This window comes from Vibrio sp. SCSIO 43132 (assembly GCF_019904195.1).
In the GTDB taxonomy this organism is placed as follows: Bacteria; Pseudomonadota; Gammaproteobacteria; order Enterobacterales; family Vibrionaceae; genus Vibrio; species Vibrio nigripulchritudo.
Window position 1 is genome coordinate 1,021,842 of sequence record NZ_CP063200.1, and the last position, 13,878, is coordinate 1,035,719.

Annotated in this window: 6 protein-coding genes; 5 read left to right on the forward strand and 1 reads right to left on the reverse strand. The window is 42.7% G+C overall.

The genetic code is table 11. The annotated features are described in order from the left end of the window. Positions 1–271 precede the first annotated feature (271 nt). The 5 genes from INR79_RS22795 (at position 272) to INR79_RS22815 (ending at position 10,744) form a co-directional block, all read left to right on the forward strand. Entirely contained in the window at positions 272–532 is a 261-nt protein-coding gene (locus INR79_RS22795; RefSeq protein ID WP_004408908.1) for a DUF5062 family protein, read from the forward strand. Positions 533–1,047: 515 nt separating this feature from the next. Next, positions 1,048–2,673 (forward strand): ATP-dependent nuclease, encoded by a 1,626-nt coding sequence (locus INR79_RS22800; RefSeq protein WP_410482918.1) that lies wholly within the window; start codon positions 1,048–1,050, stop codon positions 2,671–2,673. Then, positions 2,670–4,088, forward strand: coding sequence for a UvrD-helicase domain-containing protein (locus tag INR79_RS22805; protein WP_223100157.1), 1,419 nt, complete (start codon positions 2,670–2,672; stop codon positions 4,086–4,088). Before INR79_RS22800 ends, INR79_RS22805 begins: the two co-directional genes overlap by 4 nt. Before the next feature lie 276 nt (positions 4,089–4,364). Beyond that, positions 4,365–9,323 (forward strand): AAA domain-containing protein, encoded by a 4,959-nt coding sequence (locus tag INR79_RS22810; RefSeq protein WP_223100159.1) that lies wholly within the window; start codon positions 4,365–4,367, stop codon positions 9,321–9,323. Continuing rightward, a complete protein-coding gene (locus INR79_RS22815) occupies positions 9,323–10,744 on the forward strand; it encodes a hypothetical protein (RefSeq protein WP_223100161.1) in 1,422 nt (473 codons plus the stop codon). The genes INR79_RS22810 and INR79_RS22815 overlap by 1 nt, the downstream gene beginning before the upstream one ends. A gap of 262 nt (positions 10,745–11,006) precedes the next feature. Here the strand turns inward: INR79_RS22815 and gcvP are convergent, their stop codons facing one another. After that, positions 11,007–13,871 (reverse strand): aminomethyl-transferring glycine dehydrogenase, encoded by a 2,865-nt coding sequence (gene gcvP, locus INR79_RS22820; RefSeq protein ID WP_223100163.1) that lies wholly within the window; start codon positions 13,869–13,871, stop codon positions 11,007–11,009. Between the last annotated feature and the right edge of the window lie 7 nt (positions 13,872–13,878).

Below are 13,878 nucleotides of genomic sequence, written 5' to 3' on the forward strand. Positions count from 1 at the left end.
CTCTCTAAAATAACTAGGTCGTTCGTCCTATTTTTAATTTAGGACGTGCGACCTAGTTTGTCAACGAGTAAATCTTAAAAGAATTTGCTTCTACAGTTTTAAACGTTCCAGATAGGTGCGAGGATGGGGGGCTTTGGTGTACTCACTGTTTTGGCAGGCTTCACGTTTTTTTAATGTGAGAGTGCTTCTACTTTCTATATGAGAGCTTACTAACACGCCATATGTGGCACTTAATGTATTCTAAGCCCAAGCGATTAAGAGGATTCAATTAATGTCAAAAAGCTCTAAGCTTCATAATGAAGATAAACTGGTTAAAAAAGCGCTTGAGATTGCTGGGAAGATGGCAAAGATGCAAGGCTTTGACCTTCCTCAGTCACCACAACCCGTAAAAGTAAAAGCGATTTACCTATTCTTGGTCGACGCCAAGCAAATCACACCACTACCCGAGAGCAAGCTCGACGGCGCAAACATCAAACACAGGCTGGCACTCTGGATTCATAACGCGTTGCCAGACAACGATCCGCTAAAATAGAAGTCATATTGAAATAACAAAAAGGCGAACCGACTGGTTCGCCTTTTTGATCTTGGCTTTACATTGCGATCTAGATTGAAGTTCGTGGGTAAGAAATGAGTAGGACATTGGCTAACACATTTTTGCCCCAAAACGTGCTGGACGAAGCGCTAGCGGCCATAAAATTAATTTGGGTAACAAGCTGTTACCTCATTCCTAGCTAGCACGGGCTTCACCTACCCTCAACCAGAGTGGACATGGACTAATCGTGTCTGCTGCACTTCTACTTAGTTTTCGTTGGACCGCATTCAATCCTCATTTATTCAGAGGTCTGCATTAAGTGCGTAGTATCATAAAATGTAAAATCAGTGCTGGTGATCTTATTATCTAGCAGATGCCAGGCGTATACTGGTGTAAGTTTGTTACTTTAATACGCAGAGAATTATTCATGTCAGTTATACGCCATATAGAAATACAAAACTTTAGAACAATCAAAAAAACTATCATGGCACCCAAAGCCAGGGTTAAATTGCCTAATTGGCCCCGGTGATTCAGGTAAATCTACACTATTAGATGCTATCGATCTTACGCTCGGTGCTCGACGTTCTTATTCATTCAACGATGCTGATTTTTACCAACTTAATATCCAATCTCCACTATCGATAACAATCACCCTGGGTGATCTGCGTGATGATCTGAAGAATATCGAAAGCTATGGATTCTTCTTAAGGGGATATAATGCTACTACTCAAGAAATCCTTGATGAGCCTCAGCATGGTACTGAAACTGTTCTAACCATAAAATTAACTGTAGATTGTGACTTAGACCCAGATTGGCGACTGTATTCGGAAAGGGCTGAAGCGGATGGATTAGAACGTAGATTACCATGGAAACATAGAGAGCTTTTATCTCCTGCTCGCTTAGGCACAACTGCGCACCAGAACCTTGCTTGGGGTAGCCGTTCAATCCTTAACAAACTTTCTGAAGAGACATTGGATGTCTCAAGCACTCTTGCGCAGTTAGGAAGACAAACCCGTGAAGCCTTCGCACAACAACAAGTTGAAGGGGTTGCTGGCGTTTTGCAAAAAGTCCAGAATATATCCAATGACTTAGGTGTTCCCGTTGGCGAACTGAAAGCATTATTAGATGTAAATGGAATCTCCTTATCCAATGGGGCTATAAGTCTTCACAACAGTGATAATTCTCCTCTTAGACAATTAGGCACAGGTTCGTCCAGACTTCTAATTAGCGGCCTGCAGAAAGCGGCCAGTCACTCTAAAGTAATCATTGTTGATGAAGCTGAATATGGACTAGAGCCATATCGAATTACTCGTTTACTCAACGAGCTAGGCTCTAAAGATGTTGAGCCAACGCAGCAAGTATTCATCACCACTCACTCGCCTTATGTGCTTCGTGAATTGCAGGCTCAACAACTCCACGTAATGCGCAGACCTACACCGGCTCAGGTAGCTTTTGACCCTAAACATATTCAACATACTATATACAGTCTAAACGGAGAAGGTCTACAACAAGCAACGTTACGCGCTTGCGCTGAATCCTTCTTCAGCAAAAGTGTTATCGTATGTGAAGGAAAAACGGAAATTGGGATAATAAGAGGAATAGATCTTCATTTCGATCAGACGATTACATCCAAAGGCGTCCATTGTGCGGACGGCGGTGGTGATGCCATGTTTGCAAGAGCGCAAATTTTTTCGTCATTAGGTTACCCTACAGCAATTTTTAAGGATTCAGATAAAGCTGAACAGCATCGAGAGCACAGAGAAAATGCTATAGCAGCCGGTATTTCTGTATTTGAATGGGATCATAATAGAGCAACAGAGGATGTTATCTTTACTGCTTGTCCCACGACCATTATCCCAGAACTATTGAATATGGCCGTTGAAAGGAAAGGAGCCGACTCAATAAACGCTCATATTCAAGCTTATTCAAATCAGTCGGTAACTCTAGAAGATTGCCTTGACCGATTTACAGATGACCAAAGAGTAATCCTCGCAAAAGCTGCCAATAAAAAGAGCTGGTTTAAAGATATAGAACCTGCAGAAAATGTAGGCAGATATATTATTGGCCCTAATTACGGTTCTTTCACAGAAGATTTAACTACGCCTGTACATAATCTATTTAGTTGGGCGATTAATTTATGAACATTGAAGCTGTGCTCGATAGCGATTTAGGTTCAATTGTTGCGCCTGCAGGTTGTGGTAAGACACACCTGATTACGGAAGCTTTGTCGATTAGGGTGCAAAAACCGATATTGGTTCTAACACATACAACCGCAGGTGTATCGGCTCTTAAGAAGCGCTTACGCCGATTATCAGTTCCTACTTCTCATTATGTAGTGACAACTATTGATGGCTGGGCGCTTCGAATAGCTAACAGTTTTCCGACATCTTGCCCAATCAGCGCATCACCCGATAATCCTCGACAGTTTTATCCGGAACTCAGGCGTTCGGTGCTTAGTTCTCTTAATTCAGGGGGGCTTCACGAAATCATAAAGGCTTCATATTCAAGACTGCTAGTAGATGAATACCAAGATTGTGACAACAACCAACATAATATCATCGCCTCCCTTTCACAAGTGCTGCCAACGGTGGTTTTTGGTGACCCGATGCAATGCATATTCAGTTTTGCAGGCCCAATGCCTGACTGGCAGCAAGAAGTGCAACAAAGGTTTCCATTGCTTGGAACCTTAGGAACGCCATGGCGTTGGAACAATGCGGGAGCTCCTGACCTTGGTGAATGGATACTTGAAGCCAGAGAAACACTACTACGAAGAGGGATCTTAGATCTTACCGATTGCCCGAACCACGTGATGTGGCATCCACTAACAGGTAACGCTCAGACTGACCTTATTAATCAGCAGAATGTTCAGCAAAGGATAATTAAACAAAATCAGACTGATTCTTTCCTAGTCATTGGTAGTTCAATGAACGAAAGGTCTCGACATAGATACGCGCAAAGTAGCCATACGACTCAAGTCGTTGAGCAAGTGCAATTAGCTCAGGTTATTACTGCAGCTAGCGAGTTTGATCGTTTAAACGGTATAAATCTGGTAGAAAGTATTCTTATCACAGCGAGTACAATGGTTACTAATGTTGAAATGACACGAACATTAACTCGTGTTCAAAGTATTCTTGGTGGAAGAAACAGGCAACCACCTACCACCTTTGAACATGCTCTATCTAACGTTGCCATTAGTAATGAACGCTCTGACATTTTGACGGCTCTCCAAGAAGTTGAGAGTAAAAATGGTACTAGGATATACCGTAGAAACGCATATACCGCATTGAAGGACTCAGTATCATTGTCGGTTAGTTCACCGGATAAAACTATGTCAGAGTCAGCAATGATTATAAGGGAGCAGATAAGACAAAAAGGTGATACCCGAATCCCTAAACGAGCAATTGGTTCAACATTGCTACTTAAAGGCCTGGAAGCCGATCATTGCTTAATTCTCGATGCTAATGATAGAGGAATGGACAATAAACACCTTTACGTTGCACTTTCTCGTGGAGCAAAAACAGTCACCGTTTTCTCTCGAAATAATCAAATAAGCTAATTGCTACGCAAAATGTAGTGTTGTCACCTGTGGTAGAGCTCATTCTATACCGAGCATTAAAGTATCAAAACTAACATGGCAGTGATCGTATAGGCGATTCTGCCATTTCCAAATCAGAAATGCCCCGAAACAGTTTAACTCTAAAACTTTAACTCAATACTGCTTTTATAGGCTGACCTAATTTTACTAATACTTTATTATGCGCTCAGTTTTGTGTGTTAGGTTTTGCATATTATACCTGCATTGTCATAAAGTTAGTGAATAACGAGGTAAACCTTGGAAATAGAACTGTGGGAAGGAGGGCTTCAAGCCCAAGAAATTAAAGCTATTGATAAAATTAAAGCTGCATTTTCCAAGCCAAAGTTAAAGAAAAACAAACCAACAAGAGGTGGTTCTCTACAAGACCAACTGCGCGGTATTGGTGGCTCATCAATGTTCCCATGGAAAGGATACGCTGGATTTAGGTTTGTGGATTCAGATCGTGGTTACGAGGGTGAGTTTGACCTTGTCATTGTGACTCACTGCAATGTTCTCATCATTGAACTGAAAGATTGGAACTACGGAGAGATCACTTGCAGTAAGGATAAGTGGTACAAAAATAACCAATTAATGGGGCGATCTCCGGTTAGCGTAACACGCAACAAGAAGTTTCTTTTAGATAATAAACTCAAACGCGAAAGGCATAAATTCACCAATAAGGTTTTTTTACCTCAAGTTCATTTTTTTGTAGTGATGTCCGGTAATGCTGATTTTAGTAAACTTCCAGATACAGAATTGCATCACACGATTAGCCTAGACGAATTCTTAACTTATGCTGACCAAAAAACATTCAATGGAAAATTCAGGCCTCACCCAGACTCGCAAGTCCTGAATCAAGATTTTCATGTTTTTGATTCACTGTTTTTAGGTAACTCAACAGCTCCGAAACAGATCAGTGTGAATGGCTATAAAGCTGAATCACTGATATTTGATGAACACCCAACCAAGTTGTACAAAGAATTTTTAGCGAAATCAGAATCATCTAAACAGGATGAAGCGTTACTGCGTGTCTGGAATTTTAAAAATTTTGATGGCGTGAAAGGCGGGACACCTGAAGGTCGATATAGCATCGTTTCTAGGGAGCGTGAGGTGCTCAGCTATATCAAGCATCAGAACTTAGACCTATATAAACACTGTTTACGTTCTTTAACCAATGTACAGCCTGATGATGTAACGACCGAATTTAACGAAGTATTTGAACTTCCACCAAACCACAGTCGCTTTAACGAATTCATCGGTAAGTTTGGTAAAAACTTCTCTGATGTTGACCGTGCAAACTTGGTTAAGTTGCTAGTAGCGAAGTTTGCAGACTTGCATAAGATGAAAGTTGCTCACCGTGATTTAGGAGACCATAGTCTTTGGATTTCTCCTGGTAAAGAGATTGCATTATCTAACTTCATCTCTGCCTACCATCAACCCATTGGCACTGTTGGTGATTATCGCTCGCAGTTATCTATATCGGGTAAAAAAGCGGACGACGGGCTTTCTCCATTTCAAAGTGATGTAAAAACACTTGGCATTTTGTGTTGGCATATTTTTAATGACGAACGAATTTCGCCGGTTAGTTTAGAAAAACTAAATGAGAGGCTAGCTTCTTGCTCAGAATGGTACAGTTTGGTCTTAGAAAACGCTATTGCTAGGGGGCGCTATCATAATGCTGAAGAGCTGTTTGATGCTTTAAAAGAAGCTGAGCCGAGCGATGCATGTACATTTGAATTTGATGATAGTGAACTTGAGCCATATAGAAGAAACATTAGCCACTCCCGCCAATATCGTGAAGATGATGATCTTATCGTGGAAACTGACGAGAAGGAAGTTTATGTATCAGGTGGGTTAATGGTAAAAGCATGGCTTAATGTTAATCCATCAATTGACGACCCAGCACTGAGCTATAAAGTACTGCATTTTTTACAACGCCTTGAGAAGATCAGATCGATAAACCCACCATGTCTGCCATGTGTTAGAGAGTTTGGCATTGCCACTAAGTCTTCAAGCCTATTTATGGTAACAGATAAGGTTGAAGGGTTAACTTGGGATAAGGCATCAATTGGCAGCAAGCAACGCTTGGCAGTGATTGATAAGTTGGTTGAGTCTGTAGAGCATTTACACGGGCTTGGCCTTTATCATGGTGACTTACACCCAGAAAACATTATTCTAGCTAAAACAGTTGACGGTTTTGACCTAACGTTAATCGACGCTCCTGATTTCTCTACTGATGGTGATGAACCGAGAAATCATCGTTATAGTCCCGAAAATATAGATAACTGTACACCTTTTGAGCGAGATAATTTTGCAGTCATGAGATTGTCGTTCGAGCTATTAGGTGGTGAGTGGGGAGTCGATTTAAGTGAATTCCCGGAGCTCAGTGATGCCCTAAAGGTTGAGGTGACCGATTCTAGTGCAGGATTCAAAGATCTTGTTCGATTTAAAGCCGCTTTAAAACCTAAAAAAACTGTAAATATTGCCCCAGTTACTATTAGCAGCAATAAAGATTTTGAAACGATTACAATTTATCCCGATAACGGAAAGTTGTATGTCCATGTCGAGAAAAGTAACCAAAACAGCACTGATGTAGTGGTTACTTTTTATGGGCTTGGCGGTAGTGCTCGTGTTATTTATACAACGAATGAAAGAGGCTTTATTGTTTCTTTACCTCCTCGTGCAAGAGACTCTATTCATCCGAAAGATATAGAAAGGTGCCAACTGGTTTTAGACTTTGCTATCACGATTAAGTCTGGTTCTGTTATGGAATTAAGCCAATTAACTAAAAAGCTAATGGGCAATGAGTCATTTAATAGAACGGTAGAAACGGTACTCAAACCGATTGAAGAAGAGGAGAAAGTTGATGGGCTTACTAGCCAACTAGCTCAAGTATTTAAAAACATTGAAGCTAAAAATACGTCTCCAGATCATCTTGTAATATCAACTGATAAATTATGGAAAGCAGTTCTGGAGACTGAAACCCAAGCCTATCCATATATTGAGGTAATTGGGGGAGCAAACGAAGTAAAAGATTCTGATGACGAACTCATTCTCCCATACGCTTCTGACGTTGATGTACTAGGGCAATTCAATAAAAATGATGTTATTGAAGCTTTAAGAATTGTAGGCGATGACGAAATTCGCCTTGGCGAAGTTAAGCTTAAACAAAGTGCACTCAATGAGATTAGATTACATCGCGTCGGTTTCAAAGCAAGGAATCTAGAGGATGGAGACCAAGTTTTCTTCCGTACAAAGCAAGATAAAGCTTCTTACGTTAAACGTAAGGCAGCCTTAGAGCGCATCTTGGAACATGAAAGTGTTGTTAGCAACCTGGCTCAGTATTTTGATCCTGATTGCAGCTCTCCGACGGTACAATATGATAAACCAGTGACGTCTGACGATTTTGCTCGTTACGATCGTACCGATGAGCATAACAATCAAATTAGCCTGAATCAGCAACAGAGGAGAGCATTCCAGCAACTTTTAAGTAACGGGCCTCTTTCGATGTTACAAGGTCCCCCTGGGACAGGTAAGACGGAGTTCATTGCGGCCTTTGTGCACCACTTGATAGAAAAGCAGAATGTAAAGAATATTCTTCTAGTTAGTCAATCGCATGAAGCCGTTAATACGGCAGCAGAAAGGATTCGTAAGCACTGTTCTCGTCTTGATACGGAATTGGATGTTGTTCGATTTAGTAACCGAGAAGGTGCAGTTTCAACGGGTCTAAAAGATGTTTACTCCAATGCGATAGTCGCGGAAAAAAGAGAGTTATTTAGAGCTGAAGCGAAGTATCGAGTTGCATCATTGTCTCAAGCTCTTGGCTTACAGGCTGAGTTTTTGACTGATTTGGTGGAAGCTGAGCTCACTTTGTTTAAGCAGATTGATACTTTGCATAAATCATTGGAGTCGATGAAGGATGGGGGGCTTGAAAAAGATGAGCTTCACATCATTAAGAAAAATGTAGTTGATTTAGATGCGACTATCCGCGAAGCATTAAGTAGCAAATATGGCATTAGTTACGATGAAAATTTAGATGTTCGGGATGCACAAACCAAGGTGATTCAGTACTTATGTTCGAGATATTCAGTTAGGCCTGACGAAGCAGACAAAGCTATCGCATTAGCCAATATCTCAGGCGATATGTTAGACGTACTTGAAACCGAGCGTGTTAATTATGATGAGTTTTTTGCCCGTTCTAGACAATTAGTGACTGGTACTTGTGTTGGCATTGGACAACGTCATTTAGGTATCGCTGATAATCAATACGACTGGGTTATTATCGATGAAGCAGCTCGTTCAATAGCGAGTGAGCTTGCTATAGCTATGCAATCGGGTAAAAGAATTTTACTCGTCGGTGACCATAAACAATTACCGCCTTTGTATTCTGATGCTCATAAAAAAGCATTGGCTCTTAAACTTGGTTTGGCCGACAAAGAGATTGACCTCGATGCTGTCTTGCAAAGTGATTTTGCGAGAGCGTTCGAATCACCATACGGCAAGCAAGCAGGCGCATCCTTATTGACTCAGTACCGTATGGCACCACCTATTGGAAATATTGTTTCGGATACTTTCTATAAAGGTGAACTACAAAATGGTGAGCGTAAAGTTCCTGACATCTATGGTGCTGCGCCAGAAATGCTGCAAAGTGTGGTTTCTTGGATTGATACATCGCATTTGGGTGACAAGGCTTACCATCGAGGGGATCGTGGTGTCAGTATATATAACCGAACAGAAGCAGATATCATTATCAACTTATTAAAAGATATCGCTAATAAACCCGAGTTTGTCGCAAAACTAAAAGGTGTGGTGAAAAAAGGTGAAGCAGCCATTGGTGTTATTTGCATGTATGGCGAACAAAAAAGACTAATTCGCCAAAAATTCAAAGAAATAGAGTGGACCGATGACTTTAAGGACCTTATTAAGATTGATACTGTCGATAGCTATCAAGGTAAAGAAAATAGAGTCATTATCCTCTCAGTAACTCGCTCAAGTCGCGATAAGAAACCAAAGTTTTTGAGAACCCCGAATCGCATTAATGTTGCTATTTCTAGGGCAATGGATCGGTTGATGATTGTTGGTTCAACCCATATGTGGCAGGGAAACAACAGTACACTGCCGTTAGGCAAAGTACTAAGTTACATATCTGGACAAGCTAAAGATTCGTCTGACTATCGTATCCACAAAATCAATAGCGACCTTAATGGAGTTAAATAATGACTGAAGAAATTAGATTAAACTATCATGAGGTAGATTTCATAGTACCTGCTCAGCGTTTTAACTTTCGCTTTTCATACGTGACCAAGCAGGGACTTTCGTTCATAAGAGAGTTTGTGCTGAGGTTAGTGCAACTAGCACCTATGAAACCATCTCAGATTGCAACTTATTTGGGTTTAAATAAGCTTGAAGTTAATGAAGCCATTGGTGATTTGATGGATAAAGGGGACCTTGTTTTTAATGAGCAGGGCCTAGTTCAACTCACCCAGCAATCAGCAGGCTACTTCGAAGGTATTGGTAAACTGCCTAAAACCAACTCAATCCAAGAAACCGGTGCTGCGCTTTCATTTGAACTTTGCGGCTTTAACTGCATTGGAAATAAACGCAGTTCTGGTGGGTGGCATGCTGGCATCAAGTTATCCGTTGATAACAAAAAACTTTCCGAAACAGAACGGTTAGCAAAGTCAAACTTTCAAAGGAATTTCTATCAATTATTGGATAATGATTACTTAAAAGGTGTTCGTACAGAAGGAAGTGAACGGCCTAGCATTTATACTATTGATTCTGTTAGTAAACTAACACAAGATCCAATGCGTTTAACGACTTACTTTGCAATTGATCAAGAAGGTAAAGCTATTGAACGAGAAGACTTTGATAATTTAGATGACTCCTCTGAAGTGCATGAAGCAATAACTATTGCGTTAAATCAATCCCAAAAGGGCCAGAACATCCAAGAGATTGGTTTGGCTATGAAATCTTTTGGTGATACTTGGACAAAAGATATATTCAATAGCAACTCGATAGATATTGCAGCATTAGGACATCGTTATGCAGAAGCTTTGCTTGATGATAAAAAAGAAATCCCATTTGTAGGTCCTATTTATGCTGGAAATAACTGGGAGCATATTCGAAAGATTTTGAAGGGTCTTCCAACATCTTTCATGAAGTCAAAGGAGAAAGCTGCAAAGCAACTAACGTGGATTGCTCCTTCTGACGCCTTTTGGGGAAAAAGTAAAAAGCTTGAGTTTTGTTTCAATGAAATAGAACAAGCGCAGCTTACACAAGAAAAGAACCCTCAACGTATATATACCCCTTCCATTTTTCTTCCGTTGACAGATATAACGGATAGGCGAACGATTGGAGCTTGGAAAAATGAATTTAGGAAGGGTTCAAATAACCTCCATGGACTAATTGAGGGTTTTCTTGGGGGAAGTGTAGAGGTCATTGTACTAGAGGGAACTTTCGCCGTTGTATGCTACCACGTGTCAAGGCCAGAAACGCACCCGGTCAGTATTCCAGTAGGTTTTATAACAACGGATTTAAAATTGATAAATACTATTTCTAATATTGCGCAAGACTACATTGGTGGCGCATCTTCGTTCAATAAGAAGCATAATTTAGGGTTGTTAGAGAAATTATGATGTAGGTTTTTAGTATGCAAGGCAACTGTGCTAGTGTGCTCTCGCTCCATCACTGATGGTGGAGCTTGTCCCAATTTTCCATACCTGTACTAATCCATTAACCTCTAACATTCAAATTTTCGAAACACGTTAATGTCCATAAGCTTCACAGTTGGCAGTTCGTAACGCAGAAGTGTCCCATAACAAGTTAGAAGCTCTAACCATCACAAAACAAAAAGGCGAACCAATCGGTTCGCCTTTAAAATTTTACAGAAACTAATATTTAGTCTTCGTAGTTCTCAATGCTTGGGCAAGAGCAAATTAGGTTACGGTCGCCGTAAACGTTGTCTACGCGGTTAACCGTTGGCCAGTATTTCGATGCTTTTGCTTGTACTGAAGGGAAGCACGCTAGCTCGCGAGAGTAAGGGCGGTTCCATTCTGCTTCAGACAGGTCAGCTTGAGTGTGAGGTGCGTTAACCAGTGGGTTGTTGTCCAGTGGCCATTCGCCTTCTTTCACTTTTGCCATTTCTTCGCGGATTGCGATCATTGCGTCACAGAAACGGTCTAGCTCAGCCAAATCTTCAGATTCAGTTGGTTCAACCATTAGTGTGCCAGCAACTGGGAACGACATGGTTGGTGCGTGGAAACCGTAGTCCATCAAACGCTTGGCGATGTCTTCTTCGCTGATGCCTGTGTCTTCTTTTAGCGGGCGAATGTCGATAATGCATTCGTGCGCTACGCGACCATTGGTGCCACGGTAAAGAACAGGGTAATGAGGGCGCAGGCGCTCCATTACGTAGTTGGCGTTCAGAATTGCAACTTTGGTTGCGTCTGTCAGACCTTCTGTGCCCATCATCGCGATGTAAGCCCACGAGATTGGCAGGATAGAAGCACTACCTAAGTCAGCGGCAGATACTGCGTAATCTTTACCTTCTACACCGTTTTCAACGTGACCCGGCAGGAAAGGTGCAAGGTGCGATTTAACACCGATTGGACCCATGCCCGGACCGCCACCACCGTGTGGAATACAGAACGTTTTGTGCAGGTTAAGGTGAGATACGTCTGAACCGATGAAGCCAGGTGAAGTAAGACCAACCTGAGCATTCATGTTGGCACCATCAAGGTAAACCTGACCGCCAGCCGTGTGAACCATTTCACACACTTCTTTCACTTGTTCTTCGTAAACACCGTGAGTAGAAGGGTAGGTGATCATGATGCTGGACAGGTTGTCTTTGTGCTTCTCGATTTTCGCTGCCAAATCTTCAACATCGATGTTGCCGTCGTCATCACATTTAACGATGACAACTTTCATCGACATCATAGAAGCAGTCGCTGGGTTCGTACCGTGTGCTGAACTTGGGATCAGACATACGTTACGGTGACCTTCGCCACGGCTCGCATGGTATCGTTGAATCGCGATAAGACCTGCGTATTCGCCCGATGCACCAGAGTTTGGTTGCAGTGAAAATTCGTCGTAGCCAGTGATTTCACATAGCTTCTGTTTTAGGTCTTGAGCAAGGGCTGTGTAACCTGCTGCCTGATCTAGTGGTGCGAATGGGTGGATCGCGCCAAATTCTGGCCAGGTGACCGGAATCATTTCAGCCGCAGCGTTCAGCTTCATTGTGCAGCTGCCCAGCGGGATCATGCCGTGAGTTAGTGAGAAGTCTTTGTTCTCAAGCTGCTTCAGGTAACGCATCATCTGCGTTTCGCTGTGGTGGGTATTGAACACTGGGTGAGTCAGGTACTCAGACTCACGACGGCACGCTTCTGGAATCGCTGCAAACTCGTTGCCTTCAATTTCAGCAGACAGAGCTTCCACTTTCTCTTCCACACCGAATACGCCAAATAGCGCTTCAACGTCTTGAGTAGTGGTGGTTTCATCGAAGCTAATGCCGATTTGACCGTCCAGCTTGCGAAGGTTGATGTTTGCCTGCAGTGCTTTTTCAAGCAAGGCTTCAGTTTTATCGCCCGTGTTCAGCGTGATGGTATCGAAGAAGCTGTTATGAGCAAGCTCGTAACCGGCTTTCGTCAGACCAGCCGCCAGAATGGCAGTCATGTGGTGTGTACGGCGCGCGATGGTACGTAGACCTTCTGCACCGTGGAATACTGCGAAGAACGACGCCATGTTCGCTAGCAGTGCCTGCGCAGTACAGATGTTCGATGTGGCTTTTTCGCGGCGAATGTGTTGCTCACGAGTCTGCATTGCCATACGCAGAGCTTGGTTGCCTTTTGAATCGATAGAAACACCGATTACACGACCTGGCATAGTACGCTTATGTTTGTCACGGGTTGCCATGAATGCAGCGTGTGGACCGCCGTATCCCATTGGAACACCGAAACGCTGGGCGCTACCGATAACGACGTCTGCACCCATTTCACCTGCTGGCTTCAACAAAGCACAGGCTAGAAGATCGGTTGCTACAGTCACTAGCGTTTTCTTTGCTTGTGCAGCAGCGATAACCTCGGTAAGGTCGCGAACCTCACCAGTGGTGCCCGGGTATTGAACCAACGCACCGAATACGTCGTGATCAGATAGAGATTCAACAGAACCTGTCACCACCTCAAAACCGATAAACTCTGCACGTGTTTGGATCACGGCAAGGGTTTGAGGGTGCACATCATCGGCAACGAAAAACACGTTGCTCTTGCTTTTACCTGCGCGCTTACACAGAGTCATCGCTTCTGCCGCTGCCGTTGCTTCATCCAGCAGTGAGGCGTTCGCGATTTCCATACCCGTTAAGTCCATCACCATTTGTTGGTAATTCAACAAGGCTTCAAGACGGCCCTGAGAAATCTCAGGCTGATAAGGGGTGTAAGCTGTGTACCAACCTGGGTTTTCTAGCACGTTACGTAGAATCACGTTTGGTGTGAAGGTGTTGTAGTAACCCTGACCAATGAAAGTACGCTTGATTTGGTTTTGGTTGGCAAATTGTTTCATCGCCTCAAGCATGTTTGCTTCGCTCATAGGAGCAGCTTTGCTCATTGGCGATTCAAGGCGAATTTGAGCAGGAACGGTTTCTTCAATCAGAGCGTCCAGGCTGGATGACTTGATGGCATCCAGCATGTGTTGTTGCTCTGCATTGTTCGGGCCGTTATGGCGTGCAATGAACTCGTTGTCCGTGCTTAGGTGGTGAAGTAACTCTGTCATAATCTCT